This is a genomic window from Allochromatium vinosum DSM 180 (assembly GCF_000025485.1).
Classification (GTDB): domain Bacteria; phylum Pseudomonadota; class Gammaproteobacteria; order Chromatiales; family Chromatiaceae; genus Thermochromatium; species Thermochromatium vinosum.
This window is the reverse complement of sequence record NC_013851.1, coordinates 186,057-201,602: the sequence shown is the minus strand read 5'-3', so window position 1 is coordinate 201,602 and position 15,546 is coordinate 186,057. Positions and strand designations below refer to the sequence as shown.

General features: G+C 62.3%; 11 protein-coding genes. 7 read left to right on the top strand and 4 right to left on the bottom strand.

All coding sequences use genetic code 11. The annotated features are described in order from the left end of the window. Window positions 1–69: 69 nt before the first annotated feature. The 5 genes from rpmB to ALVIN_RS00930 all read left to right on the top strand — a co-directional run bounded on the left by rpmB (window position 70) and on the right by ALVIN_RS00930 (window position 3,880). Window positions 70–306, top strand: a complete 237-nt coding sequence (rpmB, locus tag ALVIN_RS00950; RefSeq protein WP_012969432.1) for a 50S ribosomal protein L28 — start codon at window positions 70–72, stop codon at window positions 304–306. 15 nt (window positions 307–321) lie between these two features. Further along, window positions 322–489: a 50S ribosomal protein L33 gene (gene rpmG, locus ALVIN_RS00945; RefSeq protein WP_012969431.1), complete on the top strand. Its 168-nt coding sequence runs from the start codon at window positions 322–324 to the stop codon at window positions 487–489. 111 nt (window positions 490–600) lie between these two features. Further along, window positions 601–849 (top strand): OadG family protein, encoded by a 249-nt coding sequence (locus ALVIN_RS00940; protein ID WP_012969430.1) that lies wholly within the window; start codon window positions 601–603, stop codon window positions 847–849. A 108-nt stretch (window positions 850–957) separates the two neighbouring features. Then, window positions 958–2,742: a sodium-extruding oxaloacetate decarboxylase subunit alpha gene (oadA, locus tag ALVIN_RS00935; protein WP_012969429.1), complete on the top strand. Its 1,785-nt coding sequence runs from the start codon at window positions 958–960 to the stop codon at window positions 2,740–2,742. 4 nt (window positions 2,743–2,746) lie between these two features. Continuing rightward, a complete protein-coding gene (locus ALVIN_RS00930) occupies window positions 2,747–3,880 on the top strand; it encodes a sodium ion-translocating decarboxylase subunit beta (RefSeq protein ID WP_012969428.1) in 1,134 nt (377 codons plus the stop codon). 75 nt (window positions 3,881–3,955) lie between these two features. On the opposite strand, the gene ALVIN_RS00925 is transcribed toward ALVIN_RS00930, so the two are convergent. Further along, window positions 3,956–5,884 carry a bifunctional metallophosphatase/5'-nucleotidase gene (locus ALVIN_RS00925; RefSeq protein ID WP_012969427.1) on the bottom strand — a complete coding sequence of 643 codons (1,929 nt, stop codon included), beginning with the start codon at window positions 5,882–5,884 and terminating at the stop codon, window positions 3,956–3,958. A 164-nt stretch (window positions 5,885–6,048) separates the two neighbouring features. Here ALVIN_RS00925 and ALVIN_RS18170 point away from each other — a divergent pair, with 164 nt between their 5' ends. Beyond that, window positions 6,049–8,880 (top strand): methyl-accepting chemotaxis protein, encoded by a 2,832-nt coding sequence (locus ALVIN_RS18170; RefSeq protein WP_317623700.1) that lies wholly within the window; start codon window positions 6,049–6,051, stop codon window positions 8,878–8,880. A gap of 256 nt (window positions 8,881–9,136) precedes the next feature. Then, a complete protein-coding gene (locus ALVIN_RS17740; RefSeq protein ID WP_190275511.1) occupies window positions 9,137–9,280 on the top strand; it encodes a hypothetical protein in 144 nt (47 codons plus the stop codon). Between the two features lie 158 nt (window positions 9,281–9,438). Here the strand turns inward: ALVIN_RS17740 and ALVIN_RS00910 are convergent, their stop codons facing one another. Genes ALVIN_RS00910 through ALVIN_RS00900 form a run of 3 tightly spaced genes read right to left on the bottom strand, consistent with a single transcriptional unit; the run spans window position 9,439 to window position 15,477 of the window. Continuing rightward, window positions 9,439–10,656 (bottom strand): GIY-YIG nuclease family protein, encoded by a 1,218-nt coding sequence (locus tag ALVIN_RS00910; RefSeq protein ID WP_012969425.1) that lies wholly within the window; start codon window positions 10,654–10,656, stop codon window positions 9,439–9,441. After that, window positions 10,649–12,706, bottom strand: coding sequence for a DEAD/DEAH box helicase (locus ALVIN_RS00905; protein ID WP_012969424.1), 2,058 nt, complete (start codon window positions 12,704–12,706; stop codon window positions 10,649–10,651). The genes ALVIN_RS00910 and ALVIN_RS00905 overlap by 8 nt, the downstream gene beginning before the upstream one ends. Then, a complete protein-coding gene (locus ALVIN_RS00900) occupies window positions 12,703–15,477 on the bottom strand; it encodes a class I SAM-dependent DNA methyltransferase (RefSeq protein WP_012969423.1) in 2,775 nt (924 codons plus the stop codon). The genes ALVIN_RS00905 and ALVIN_RS00900 overlap by 4 nt, the downstream gene beginning before the upstream one ends. Between the last annotated feature and the right edge of the window lie 69 nt (window positions 15,478–15,546).

Genomic DNA, 15,546 nt, shown 5'->3' with positions numbered 1-15,546 from the left:
ATTTTGACCACTGTGTTAGAGTGCGCGGTCTTTAGCACTGAACAACGCCGACTTGTAGGGATTCCCGCCATGTCCAAGGTCTGTCAGGTTACCGGTAAGCGCCCCCTCACCGGCAACAACGTCTCGCACGCGAACAACAAAACCAAACGCCGTTTCCTGCCGAATCTGCACGAAAAGCGGTTCTGGGTCGAGGCCGAGAAGCGCTGGGTGAAGCTGCGCCTGACCACCAAGGCCATGCGCACCATCGACAAGAAGGGCATCGATGCGGTGCTCGTCGACCTGCGCGCCGACGGCGTCAAGGTCTAACCGGAGGATTCCCCCATGGCCAAGGCCGCACGCGAAAAAATCCGCCTGAATTCCAGCGCTGGAACCGGTCACTTCTACACCACGACCAAGAACAAGCGCAATCAGCCCGGCAAGATGGAGATCAAGAAGTTCGATCCCGTCGCCCGCCAGCACGTCATGTACAAGGAAGGCAAGATCAAGTAAGCCTGATCGCGATCGGCGATGTCGTCGATCTCCTTGTCCGTGGCGCGATGAAGCCCGCTTCTGGCGGGCTTCGTGCTGTATGGGGAAATCACAGACCGATGGAGCCCTATCATGAATGACGGCGCCCTGTTGTTCGAAAGTTTCATGCTGATGCTGATCGGCATGGGTATCGTGTTCAGCTTTCTGCTGCTGCTGGTCGGCATCCTGCGTCTGATGTCGGCGCTCATCCTGCGTCTGGCACCCGCCGAGGAACCGCCAGCCGTCCCGTCGCCGGCCGCCGCGCCGCTCCCGGCGGACACCTCAGAGGACTTGATCGCCGTGATCACGGCGGCCATCGCGCGTTATCGCGCCCCGCGCTGACCGGACTCGCGCACCCGCATTCCAACCGAGAGGCCCGAGCCTCCATCGCCCCGGCCCGACTCGTGCGTCGCGGACGCCCGAGCGGGCGCGAACAGCCGGAATAGACCCATGACTCAGAAGACCCCACTCGGCATCACCGACGTCATCCTGCGCGATGCGCATCAGTCGCTGCTGGCGACCCGCATGCGCACCGAGGACATGCTGCCCATCGCCGCCAAGCTGGATCAGGTTGGTTACTGGTCCGTGGAATCCTGGGGCGGCGCCACCTTTGACGCCTGCATCCGTTATCTGGGCGAGGATCCCTGGGACCGTCTGCGTCAGCTCAAGGCCGCCATGCCGCGCACGCCCCAGCAGATGCTGCTGCGCGGTCAGAATCTGCTCGGCTACCGCCACTATGCCGACGATGTGGTCGAGAAGTTCGTCGAGCGCGCGGCCCTCAACGGCATCGGGGTGTTCCGCATCTTCGACGCCATGAACGATCTGCGCAATCTGGAGCGCGCGGTCCATGCGGCGCTGGCCACCGATGCCCACGCCCAGGGCACTCTGTCCTATACCGTCAGTCCGGTGCATAACATCGACTACTGGGTCGACATGGGCCGGCGGCTCGAAGACATGGGCTGTCACTCCATCTGCATCAAGGACATGGCCGGACTGCTGCGTCCCTATGTCGCTGAGGAACTGGTGACGCGGCTCAAGGCGACCTGCGCCATCCCGATCGCCATGCAGTGTCACGCCACCACCGGCCTGAGCACGGCGGCCATCGTCAAGGCCGCCGAAGCCGGGATCGACATGGTCGACACCGCCATCTCCTCGATGAGCATGACCTATGGTCATTCGCCGACCGAATCCGTGGTCGCGATCATGCAGGGCACCGAGCGCGACACCGGCCTGGATTTGAATCTGCTCGAAGAGATCGCCGCCTATTTCCGCGAGGTGCGCAAGAAATACGCGCGCTTCGAGGGTTCGCTCAAGGGCGTCGATTCGCGCATCCTGGTCGCGCAGGTGCCGGGCGGCATGCTGACCAACATGGAGAACCAGTTGCGCGAGCAGGGCGCGGCGGACCGTCTCGACGAGGTGCTGGCCGAGATCCCGCGCGTGCGCGAGGAGCTGGGGTTCCTGCCGCTGGTCACGCCGACCTCGCAGATCGTCGGCAGTCAGGCGGTGCTCAACGTGCTCATGGGCGAGCGCTACAAGACCATCACCACCGAGACCGCCGGTGTGCTGCGCGGCGAATACGGCGCCACGCCTGCGCCGGTCGATCAGGATCTGCAATCGCGCGTGCTCCAGCCGGGCGAGGAGCCGATCACCTGCCGTCCGGCCGACAACCTGACGGCCGAGCTGGATCGCCTGACCGAAGAGCTGGAGGCGATCGCCCGCGAGCGCACGCTCAAGCTGGTCGATCCGGTGATCGACGACGTGCTCATCTATGCCATGTTCCCGCAGGTGGGACTGAAGTTCATCGAGAACCGCGACAACCCGGCGGCCTTCGAGCCGCGTCCCTGGGAGATCGAGGACGCACCCGCCGGCCCGGCCGCCACGACGACGGTCGCGAGCGGTCCCGAGCACTATCGGATCGAAGTCAACGGCCGTGCCTACGATGTCACGGTTTCGCCCCAAGGCACGCTCGAAGCGGTCGTGCCGGCGGGCACGGCACCTGTGTCGGCGGCGGTGCCGGTCCAGGCGCAAACGGTCGCGTCCCCGCTCGCGGGCACCATCGTCAAGGTTCCGGTCGCTGTCGGCCAGACGGTCAACGCCGGGGATGTGGTCGTGATCCTGGAGGCGATGAAGATGGAGACTGAAGTCCGTGCACCCGCCGCCGGCCGCGTGACCGATATCCGCGTCAAGGAAGGCGAAGCCGTGGCACTCGGCGCGCCGCTGATCGCACTGGGCTGACACCATGGACAAACTCGAAACACTCTGGCTGTCCATGGGCATCGCCAACATGGAGTGGGGCCAGGCGCTGATGATGAGCGTCGGCGTCCTGCTCATCTATCTGGCGATCGCCAAGAAATTCGAGCCGCTGCTGCTGCTGCCGATCGGCTTCGGCGCCATCCTGAGCAACATTCCGGTCGCGGGCATCGCGGGCCCTGATGGCCTGCTCGGCATGATCTACTCGATCGGTATCGAGACCGGCGTCTTTCCGTTGCTGATCTTCATGGGCGTCGGCGCGCTCACCGATTTCAGCGCCCTGATCGCGCGACCCTCGACCCTGCTGCTGGGCGCGGCGGCGCAATTCGGCATCTTCGCCACCCTGATCGGCGCCATCGCGCTCAATCTGGTGCCGGGCTTCGACTTCACGCTCGCGGATGCCTCGGCCATCGCCATCATCGGCGGTGCCGACGGTCCCACGGCCATCTTCCTGGCCTCACGGCTGGCGCCCGACCTGCTTGGCGCCATCGCAGTCGCGGCTTACTCCTACATGGCTCTGGTGCCGATCATCCAGCCGCCGATCATGCGCGCTCTGACGACCAAGGAAGAGCGTGCGGTGGTCATGCAGCAGATGCGTCCGGTCTCGCGGCTGGAGCGGATCATCTTCCCGTTCGTGGTGCTGATCCTCTGCGCCCTGCTGCTGCCCTCGGCGGCGCCCCTGATCGGGATGCTCACGCTCGGCAACCTGCTGCGCGAGGCCGGAGTGGTCGAGCGTCTGAGCCGCGCGGCGCAGAACGAGATCATCAACGTCGTCACCATCCTGCTGGGGCTGGCGGTCGGGTCCAAGCTCTCGGCCGAGAAGTTCCTCCAGACCGAGACGCTGGGCATCCTGGTGCTCGGCGCCCTCGCCTTCTGCATCGGCACTGCGGCCGGCGTCATCATGGGCAAGATCATGCACCGGGTCACGGGCGGCAAGATCAATCCGCTGATCGGCGCGGCCGGCGTCTCGGCCGTTCCCATGGCCGCGCGCGTGGTCAACAAGGTCGGGCAGGAGACGGATCACCACAACTTCCTGATCATGCACGCCATGGGGCCAAACGTGGCCGGTGTCATCGGCTCAGCCGTTGCCGCCGGAGTGCTGCTGGCGCTGGTGGGGAATTAGCCGCCCGCCGCAACGCTCCGCTCGCCCCGGTCACGCCGCCCGAGCGCGGTGTGACCGGGACATCTCCCCTCTCGCTCAGCGGCAAGCAGGCGGATTGGCCGGATCCGGCTGTAACAGACGCCCCTGCCCATCGACGAAGCGCTGGGTGCTGTAGTCGGCGCAGGGCAGCGGCCGAATCTCGGGCGGCGTCGCCAGGATCGGATCGCCGGGTGCCGCGCCGCCGAGATCCTGCTGCAAATAATCGATGAAGCCTTGCGCGTAATCGATGAAGGTGTCGCTGGCGCGTCCATCTTCGCTCGCACGCTTGAAGGTCTCGTAGCCATCACCGCTGCCGGCCAGGAAGCTGTTGGTGACGACGACCACCTCATCGGTCTCCTCCAGCGGGCGCCACGCGGGCGCGCCGCGCCGCCGGATCTCGAGATGGCTGAAACGTTGTCCGCGCGGCCGGCTCAGATCCAGCTCCCAACGCAGATTGGCCGCCACCGGATAGGCGCCGCCCGATCCATCCGCGTGATCCATGAAGCCAGCGACAGCCTCCTCCAGCGCCGCCCGGATCTCGGTCCCTGTCAGACGCAGCGCGACCAGAGTGTTGGCGAAGGGCAGCAGACTGTAGACATCACTGACACTGATCGGCCCGGCCGGGATGTCGATGCGCGCCCCGCCGGCGTTCTGGATCGCCACGTCCGCCTCCGGAACGCGCGCCAGATAGGCTGCCGTCACCAGTTGCTGGATGTCGCCGCCATGAGCCTGGGTCGCGCGCGCATCACAGAGGGCACTCAGTCCCTGCCCCGGCACCCGCTCCAGACAGAGATCCTGGACCGCGATTCCGACGATGGTCTGTTTGAGCCGCCCGACCTGCTCGGAATAGCGCGTGATCAGCGCCTGGGTGGACGGATCGGGCTCAACGATGCCGAGTTCGGGCGCCGCCGCGATCGCATCGAGTACCGTCTGACGCGCCGTCGCGTCCAGCGGCTGACCGTCGCGCGCGAAGCGCTCGCCCAGGAGCAGATGCGGCGTCCCCTCACAGCGCGCCACGTGTCCGGCCGCATCGAAGCTCAGGTGCAGTTCGCCGACGACGCTGGCGTACTGCCAGGCCTGCACGACGCAGACGCGGTTGCCGTCCGGATCGTGCGTCTCGGTCGGATAGGGACCGCTCGGATTCAGCCCCCAGTCGGCGAAAGACTCCCCGAGCAGGGTATGTGAATCACCGCCGATGATGGCATCGACTCCGCGCAGATGCAGCGCCATGTCGAGATCATTGAGATACTGCCGATGCGTCAGCAGAATGATCTTGTCGATCCCCTGAGACGTGAGTGCATCGATCCGCTGCTGCGCGGTCGTGAGTTCATCGAGGAAGACTGTCGAGTCGAGCGGACGCGACGAGCGCCGCGTCTTGCCCGAGATGTCGAGTCCGATGATCCCGATGCGCCGGCCGGCGACCGTCCGCACCACATCCGGCTGGATCAAGCGTTCGCCCGCGCGGGGATAGAGCGGCGTCCCCAGGGCCGGAACGACATTGGCCGCCAGCACCGGAGTCCGACAGCCGGCCGGATCGCCATCGAGCATTCGGAGAAACCCCGCCAGCCCCGCATCACCGTCGTCGAACTCGTGATTGCCCAGCGCATAGGCATCGAAACAGATCCGATTCATGGCCGCTGCGTCGGCCTCGCCCTTGAACAGGGTGTAGTAGAGGGTGCCCGTGATGGCATCGCCCGCATGCAGAGCCAGGCTGTTCGGATAGCGCGCGCGCAGCTCCCGGATCTTGGCCGACACACGCGCAAAACCGCCCAGTTCGACCTCGATGGCCCCAACAGGCTCAGCGAACGCCAGCCGCGCATCCAGAGCGGGTTCGAGATGCGAATGATGGTCGTTGATGTGCAGGATGGTCAGCCTGAAGGCGTCCGTCCCGGTCTCGACAGCGGCAGAGTGCCCGCCCGAGACGACGAACGCCAGTCCAACGAGCATCGCGACCGCCAGTCTGGTACTGAAAGCGAAACGGACCATACAGGCCACCTCGATGGATTCCGATTTATGAATGGAGCCGACGAGTATATTCGATCGAACATTCACCAAGCTTGACTTGATTGACACGACACCCAATGCTTGGTCGTTTTTGCAAAAGCGCGCCCAAACAGCCACGATATGAGGGGACCGGACCGACCATGCGCATGAACTTGCCCGTCACCGCCACCGAACATGTGATGCGTGACGACCAATTGATCGTCTCCAAGACCGACCTCAAGGGACGAATCACCAGTTTCAACCGCGATTTCGCTGACATCAGCGGTTTCAGTGAGCAGGAATTGCTCGGCGCGCCCCAGAACATCATCCGCCACCCCGATATGCCACCGGCGGCATTCAAGGATATGTGGCAGACCATCCAGTCGGGCCGCCCCTGGACCGGCCTGGTGAAGAACCGCTGTAAGAATGGTGATTTCTACTGGGTCGAGGCCAACGTCTCACCCTTGCGCGAGAAAGGCCGGATCACCGGCTACATCTCGGTGCGGCGCAAACCCACGCGCGAGCAGATCGCCGAGGCCGAGGTGATCTATGCGCGGCTGCGTGCAGGCAAGCCGCCGCAGCCGTTGCTGAGACGGATCGCCTCCAGTATCAACGACATCCGGATACGCTGGGCCTTGCCGGGCGGTCTGGTGCTCATCTCCGCGTTCTTCATCCTGGCGCTCAATGTCTCGCTCATGAGTCTGGATCGCGCCGCCGGTCAATTGCAGCACATCGATGATGAAACGCAGATCCTGGAACAGGCCTACAACGGCATGCTCGGCGATGGCCTGCAGATGGCCGCTGCCATGCGCTATCTGCTGCTCGAACCCAGCGACAAACAAGCCCGCAACAACGTCGAAAAAGCCAGTCAGCAATTCGCCCGGAATCTGGACACGGCACGCCGGCTCTCGGCCGATGACAGCGAGGCACTCCAAGTGCTCGCACGCATCGAGCAGGAACGCCAGCGCCACAGTGAAATCCAGGGGCGGGTATTGGTCCAGATCAGCGCCGGCGACCTGCTCGGCGCCAAGCAGACTTACGACACCCAGGACAATGTGATCTGGCGCGCCTATAAGGATCTGATACTCGAAGCCACCGCCAAGGTCACACGCAAGGCCCAAGCCGAGCGGAACGCGGCCATTGCCGCCGCGAATCTCGCCGAACGCCAGGCGCTCGCCTTCTCGCTGTTGGCGCTGCTGACCGCCATTCTGCTCGGCATCTGGCTGGTACGTAAGATCACCCGCCCGCTGCAAAAGACGCTCGGCTATCTGGAGGCCCTCTCCAACGGCGACTACAGCAGCCGCATCGAAATCACCAACAAGGATGAACTCGGCGAAATGATGCTCGCGGTCAAGTCGGTGCAGGCGCGGCTGGACTTCGACATTCAGGATGCACGCCGGATCGCCAGCGAGAATCTGCGCATCCGCACCGGACTCGACAACGTCACCCTGCCCGTGACCATCTCCGACGACCGAGGTCAACTGGTCTATCTCAATGCCGCCGCGCAGCGTCTCTGGCAAACCATGGAGGCGGGTGTTCGCCAGCGTCATCCGGGATTCACGGTCGCCGGCATGATCGGCACCAACCTCGCGACCTATTTCGAGGATCAGGCGATCGCCGAGGTCTATCGTGGCCGGCTCGACCAGACCCGGCATTTCGACATGGTTCAGTCGCGGCGCAATCTGCGCATGACCGCCACGCCGATCATGGACGAGGACGGCAGCTATCGTGGACGTGTCACCCAGTGGCAGGACCGCACCGCCGAGGTCACGGCTGAGCACGAGATCGCCGAACTCGTGCAGGCCGCCGCCAATGGCGACTTCACGCGCCGCATCGAACTCCAGGGCAAGGACGGCTTTTTCATGCAGCTGGGCGAGGGACTCAACCGACTGATCGAGATCATGGCTCAGGGTCTGGCCGACATCGCCGCCGTGCTCAATGCCATGGCGGCGGGTGATCTCAACCGCACCATCGAGGCCGATTACAGCGGCACCTTCGGTCAGGTCAAGGACGACACCAACACCACGGTCGCGCGTCTGCGCGAGGTGGTCGGGCGCATTCTGGAAGTCTCGGAGGCCATCAGCAGCGCCGCCGGCGAGATCGCCTCGGGCAACTCCGATCTTTCGGCACGCACCGAGGAGCAGGCGGCGAGCCTGGAAGAGACGGCCAGTTCGATGGAAGAACTCAACGCTACGGTCAGGCAGAACGCCCAGAATGCGGAGCAGGCCAATCAGCTCGCGCAGAGCGCCAATACCATCGCCGCGCGCGGCGGCGACATGGTGCAGCGTGTCGTCGGCACCATGAGCTCCATCCAGGAATCGAGCCGGCGCATCGCCGACATCATCAGCGTCATCGACGGCATCGCCTTCCAGACCAACATCCTGGCGCTCAATGCGGCCGTCGAGGCGGCGCGTGCCGGCGAGCAGGGGCGCGGCTTTGCGGTGGTCGCTGCCGAGGTGCGCAATCTGGCTCAGCGCAGCGCCCAGGCCGCCAAGGAGATCAAGGAGCTCATCACCGACTCGGTGAGCAAGGTCGAGGGGGGCGCCGAGCTGGCCTCGCAGGCCGGCTCGACCATGTCCGAGATCCTCGACAGCTTCCGTCAGGTCACGACGCTGGTCGATGAGATCACCGGCGCCTCGCGCGAGCAGAGTTCGGGAATCGAGCAAGTGACCAAGGCGGTCGCCCAGATGGACGAAGTCACCCAGCAGAATGCCGCCCTGGTCGAACAGGCCGCGGCGGCGGCCGAGAGTCTGGAGGATCAAACGCGGGTGCTGGCGCAGGCCGTTTCCATCTTCAAGCTCTCTGGAGCCGGCTCCACGGGTGCACGCACGCCTGCCAGGACACAGGCTCAGCCGCGTTCCGGTATGACCGCATCGGCCGCACCCAAGATGACGGGCACCCAGTCCAAGTCTCCCGTCAAAGCGAGCGACTCCTCGCTCAGAAAGCGACCCAAGTCGATTCCGGCTACAGACGATGGGGAGCAGTGGGAAGAGTTCTGATCGAACTCGATTCCAGCAAAAACAGCGGAGTAGCGGGATGCGCTGCTCCGCTGGAAAGTGCGGCCTGACAGCTTGACGGCATGTACAGGGAGACTGGGGGGCGTCTGTGTCGAGGACGGGGCAGAAAGTCAGCGGGCACTGCGTGTAGGAGGACGGCTGTTGTCGAGCTATGCCGTCGCTGAGTTGGTCAAGGTCTGGATCATCACGGAAGCGGATCGCTCAGTGACGACGCTGTTGTTGCCCGAGGACTATCGACATGGACGCTTCTGATCCTGTCCCTGTCGATCAAGTGGTCGCGCGGTTTGTGGCTGGACTCGATGCCGATGCGCGCGAGTTCTTCGAGGAGCGGGCCGCCATTCTGGAGTTCGAGGCGGGTCTGGAAAGGCGCGAAGTCGATTGATCGAGGTGGAGCGGTGCCGAGACACCCGGTATACGACCGGAATTTAGTCCGCTCCACGATCTCTGTCTCTGGGTGCCTCACCTAAGCTCCTGTCCGGCAAGGCTTTTGACGGGATCTTTTTTTCTTGACCGGCTCAAGGTTGACGGACTACGGGTTCGTCAGTCCAAACCTGGTCCACGATGGCCGCCAACGGGGGCTGCCTTCACCAACTGCGCCGCCTTAGGGTCATAGACGTAGTTCGTTATCGTCCCATCCTTGATGCGCTCGACGGCTTCATCAATGGCGAATAAGGGGACGAGAAACCATTCCCGTGGCTGTACCGGATGGCCGAAGCGATCATTGATGGTGATGTCCAGCCGGGCCGATGCAAACAGCCGATGAAACAGGTTCTCCATGCGCGTGCGGTTGATACCGGCGAGCTTGTAGGTGGCTGCTATCTCGACCTTCGCCAGTAGGTAGGTGGCGTCATGTTCAGCCCCGGCGATGCGGGTCTCTACCTTGCCGCCTGTCACGCCGATCTTGTGGATCAGGTCGCGGTGTTGGGTGACATAGGGATGATCCGACAGGGAGCGCAGGACATAGATCGTGCCGCTCTCGACATCATCCGCTTCAAATTCGCCGCCGAACGACAACTGTCCGCTGTCCGGTGAAACCAATCGCCGTGCGGCAGGGTCGTCGTAGAATGCGCGTTGCAGCGACCGAAGTAAGAGATTGCTCTCAGTGCCGTTGGCGAAAATCAGCCGTAGACGGCAATCGACTTCCCCCGCTGTCGTCTTCAGCGGTTCACCCACTTCGGCGACGTAGAGGGTGACGCCGTCGAGGATGAAAAAATCTCCGGCTTCAATCGCGCGGTTCCCTGCTTCAATCGGCTGGGATTGGCGTAGACCCGTCTTGAGGTCAGCCTGTACGCGCTCGAACAGCGGTTTGAACATCTCGAAATCGGTGCAGGTCTTTCGATTGGCGATCTCCTCGGCAGCGCGCTTTTCGGCACTAGTGCGAACATGGCGCAGGACGGTGATGTCTTCAGTGCCGTCCATGTCTGCCAGTTCGTCCGCCAGTTGATCCACGTCGTAGTCCGGTGAGGGTTCGGCAATCGTGGGGGCACCTGCCAGCAAACCCTGATGATCTAGAGGTTCCAGTACGGCGCGGCAGTCCGGAAGCGCACGCAGGCGATCGAGGCGCACTGCATATAGCCGTTCAAAGATGTCGCGTTCCTCCCCGTGTTGTGGCACTCGACCCTGTTTTTCGACAAACCGCTGGATCTCCTCGAACCCGGCGATAACGCGCTCCTCGCGCGGTGAGCGTCCGTTCTTGGTTTCCGGTGCGGCGAACTCGGAAAGTTCTTCGGCCAGTTCGTCGAGGTCGAACTCACTCATAGCGCCCCTCCTTCTTGTAGCGCATGAAGGCGGCTGCACCTTCAGCCATGCGTCGCTCCCACGCATCCTGTGAGTCGAGCGCGGGCACCCGTCCCCGTTCCTTTTTGAACTGGACAGCGCGGATCGCCAACTCCTTCGCTTCCTCTGGCGTCAGGTTCGCACGTTTGGCGGAGATGGCGGCTGCGACCTGCTTCAAGCTGTCCTCGCTCATGGTTTTGGCAAGGATGGCGTAGGCTTCGCCGAAGGGGTTGATGCGGTCGATGAGGTCGATGTCCAGGTCGCGGACATCCATCGCGAAGCGACGCACGCCGTTGATCAGAGCCGTGTTGGGCTTCGCCTCGTCGCTCTCGCCACCGATCACACGCTGCTTGGCCTGCTGTGTCAGCGTGAGTGCGGCAATAGCGTGCTGGCGCACGGCTTCCTGATCCTCGGTATCCAGTTCGGGGTATTTGTCTTTGATGATCTTGCCCAGACGAACCTGTGTCAGTTCCTCCGGCACGAGTTCTTCGTCGAACAGGCCGCGCTCGATGGTGGTCTTGTCCTGAATGAAGGTGGCGATCACCTCGTTCAGATCCTCCTGACAGATGCGTACCGCCTCCTGGCTCTTGGGTTCGGCCAGTCCCTTGATCTCGATCTGGTACGCCCCCGTCTGCTCATTGACACCGACATTGCACCGGCTCGGGTCATAGCCGCCCTCGCCATAGTCGAAGCCGGGTGTCGGGCCGGTGTCGGGGTTCTTGGGCTTGAACTCGAAGCGTGGGGCAAGCACCTGCTCCATCAGCAGGCTGGCGGCGATGGCCTTCAGGGTGTCATTGACGGCCTCGGTGACGGCTTTCTCAGAGGCATCCGGCTCAGCGATCAGGTTGGTGAAGCGCGCCCTGGTCTTGCCGGGAGCGTCGCGTGTGGCTCGGCCAATGATCTGGACGATTTCGGTTAGGCTGGCGCGATACCCCACGGTCAGCGCGTGCTCGCACCAAATCCAGTCGAAGCCTTCCTTGGCCATGCCCAGGGCGATGATGATGTCTACATGGTCGCGGTTGTCCTTCTGCGCTGGGTCTTTGAGGGCGGTAGACACTCGATCGCGCTTCGTCGCCTCGTCATCTACCAGATCGGCGATTTTCAGTACCCGTCCGTTAGGCTGTTTGACGAGCTGGAAGCCAGTGGCGATGTCGATGCCCTGCCATTCGCCGAGTGCCTCGATGATGTGCTCCACCTCCCGCATCTTGTCCTTCGTGCTTTCGCGTGAATTGACGTTGGGAATGTGGATGATCGTCTTCTCGTTGGGGTCGAGGACGTTGAGGATGTCGTCGACATACGACCCGCTGTAGAAGAAGTAGCCGATGTCGAGTTGCTTGAGGTAATCGTAGCCGTTGAGCTGTTCGTAATAGGTGTAGGTGACGGTATCGAACTTGGCTTCGTCCGTTGGGGGCAGAACGGCTTCAGCGTCGCCCCGGAAGTAGGAGCCGGTCATGGCGACGATGTGTGTCTTGTCGCGTGCGATGAACTGCCCTAGGTGCAGGCCGAGCTTGTTGTCTGGATTAGCCGAAACGTGGTGGAACTCATCGACCGCAATCAGACGGTTGTCGAAGGCTTTGACGCCGTAGGCATCGACCGCGAAGCGGAACGTCGCGTGAGTGCAGACCAGTACCCTGTCGTCGCTTTCGAGGAATGCGCCGAGTGACTTGACCTTTCCGCCGTTGTCATTGCCCGGTGCGTTGCATAGGTTCCACTTGGGTTCGACCTGCCAGTCGGACCAGAAACCGAACTGGGACAGTGGCGCGTCGTTGAAGCTGGCCCCGATGGTCTTTTCCGGCACGACGATGATGGCTTGCTTCAAGCCTTGGTTGTGCAGTTTGTCGAGCGCGATGAACATGAGCGCGCGGCTCTTGCCGGAGGCGGGCGGTGACTTGATCAGTAGATATTGCTCGCCCCGCTTCTCGTAAGCGCGCTCCTGCATAGGGCGCATTCCCAGGGCATTAGCCTTCGTCGAGACGCCTTTGCGGGCATAGGTGACGGAGATGGACGGGACGGCCTTGATCGTGTCGCTCATGCGCGGGTTCTCGCTGTGCGCTTCTTGCCCTTGGACGGGGCGGTTGAGGCGGTCATCTTGGTGTAGAGGTCGAAGAGCTTTTCCAGCCGCTCGGTGTCGTTCTTGAAGCGGCGACCGATGTAGATGCGTTCCAGCACTTCGTCGTTGCGGTCATGGGCGGCACGTAGATCGTCCGGCATCTTGTCGGGATCGTAGAGGTCGGCGATGGTGGCCGGGAAGTGATGCTCCCGCGCCAGCAGAATGTTTTCGGCGCAGCGGGTCAGGTCGTCCTTGTTCTTTTCGGTCAGCGTCGGAACGGGGAAGGTGTTCCAGCCGAGTGTGTTTGAGTAACGGTAGCGGGTCTCTAGCTGGCCACACACGGTCGCGATCCAGATGATGTGAAGGCGCGACGCATAGAGGGCGACCTCATACATCCTAGGCTCGGAAAGCCGGATCGCGCTGTTGTCAATAACTGTGTCTCCATCAACTAGTGCAAATGGTAGATAGGGTCTGCCCTCTGCGCTGTGGCAGGGTACGGCCAACGCCTGACTATCGGAGTGGCGCACCTCGCCAAACAAATGCGGGGTCGCGGCGAGCGCCTTGGTGGTTACTCGCGTGCTCCGCGCGCGGTGGTTCTTTACGATTTCTATACGCTTGCGGATGGGTTCGATAGCCAAAGCGGCATCTAGGTCGGCTGTGGAAATCCAAAGACAATAACGCCATTGACCGTGAATCGTTCCATTCGACCCCAACAGTCGCTTAACAAACCTCTGGGCCTGTGGATAGGTTTCGACAAGTGAATGTGCATCGTCCGACGATAATATTAGTCCACCGTTATCGTTAGGCATCGACCCGTAGGTCATCTCGGACAGCGGCGACAACGAAGAAGTCGACGGTAAGACGATCGCCGACTGATCTGGCACTAAGTAGGGGCCAATATACTTAGCTTCCTTAACGGTATTTTGCGTAAAGACTAACTTCGGCCTGTTTGATCTCCTGCCAAGGCCTACAATGGAGACAGTGACAACGGCCTTCTTGGATGCAAGATTGCTCCATGGGAATGATGGTCTCGCAAACCGGATCTCGATGTCGTCGGTCAGTATAGTTGGCCAGATCAAGGAAACCTGTCGCCCCTGATTGATGCTATTCGTTGTAACGAAAGCACACGCTGCATCTGACTTTGCGATGTAGTCACGCGCGAGAATAAACCAGCCAGCAACATAGTCAGCCGACTTGGTGGACTTGATCCGTCCTCTAAACGCAGTGTCTAGGTCGGTTTTCTGACTTGGTGTCTGTTCTTGGCTTCCTTTATAAGGTGGATTCCCGCAGATATAGGTCTCCCCGCCTGCATTCTCGAAGTCGATCTCCGTTTGATCGAGTGGCGTGCCAAACAGATCGTCTCCCTGCAACTTCACGCCCGTGCCGGTCGGCGGGTAGAGACTCAACCAGTCGAGCCGGAGCGCATTGCCGCAGGTAATCCAGTTCTCGTTGCTCAGCGGTAGAAAATCGGCCAAGGCCAGCTTCTGCCCGCGATAGAGCACATCGCACTGATACTCAGCAATGATCAGCGCCAGGCGGGCGATCTCTGCCGGGAAGTCACGCAGCTCGATCCCGCGAAAATTCGTCAACGGGATCGCCGAGCGCATGTCTGGCTCGCCGCGCCGCTTGTTGATCTCAGCCTCGATGGCGCGCATTTCCTTGTAGGCGATAACCAGGAAATTGCCCGAACCGCAGGCGGGATCGAAAACCCTGATCTTCGCCATGCGCTTGCGCAGATTGAGCAACATGCGCGGGTTGTCGCCTGCCTCCTCCAGCTTCGCCCGCAGGTCGTCGAGAAACAGCGGGTTCAGCACCTTGAGGATGTTGGGCACGCTGGTGTAGTGCATCCCCAGCGCGCCGCGCTCCTCATCGTCGGCGACGGCCTGGATCATCGAGCCGAAGATGTCCGGGTTGATCTTGGTCCAGTCCAGCCCACCGACATGCAGCAGGTAGGACCGGGCAATCTTGCTGAACTTCGGCACTTCCATGCTGCCCGAGAACAGACCGCCATTCACGTAGGGAAAGACATCGCTACTGGCCCAGCGGGGGAGATTGGCTACCGCCCGTTGCTCCCGCCGCGTGTTCATGGCCAGAAACAGCGTGCTGATCACCTCATGCGTATTGGACGAATCCCGCGCACTCATCTGCGCCACGGTCTCGGTGAACTTGCCCTTGCCGCCGAAGATGCCGGTATCCTCGGCAAAGAAGCAGAAGATCAGCCGCGCCATGAAGTGATTCATGTCATGACGGCGCTCGTCCGTGCCCCACTCGGGGTTGTCCTTCAGCAGCTCGACGTAGAGGCGATTGAGGCGGCTGGTGGCCCGGATGTCGAAGGCATTTTCGGTGATCTGACGAACGGTCGAGATCCCCGCCAGCGGGAGGAAGAAGCCAAAGTGGTCGGGAAAGTCCCTGAAAGCACAGGCCACCGTCTCGCCGCTTGTCAGGTCTTCCGCCTCGAAGTCCGTGCCGTCGGTCGCCAGGATGAACTTCGCCTTGGCCTTGGTGGTAGCCGGGCTGTCCTTGAGTGCCTTGAGCGCTTTCGACACCTGCCCCGCGTCGCAGGTCAGGATGTGGATATTGTTTGTCTGGAGTACACCGCCAAGGTCGGATTTGTTCGACGCACCGGCGCGAAGGCGCTTGATCGTCGTCGCCTTGTTCCCGAAGGCTTCCAGGAAGTCGTAGGGAAAGTTCGCAGCGTCGAAGGGCTGCTCGGCAAGGTCAGTAATGGCCTGCTCGATCTCTACGGCGTTCAACGGTATTTACCCTTTCCTGATGATGGATTGGTGGTCTGAGTTGGCGCGGAGAGTGAACCCTGATCTTAT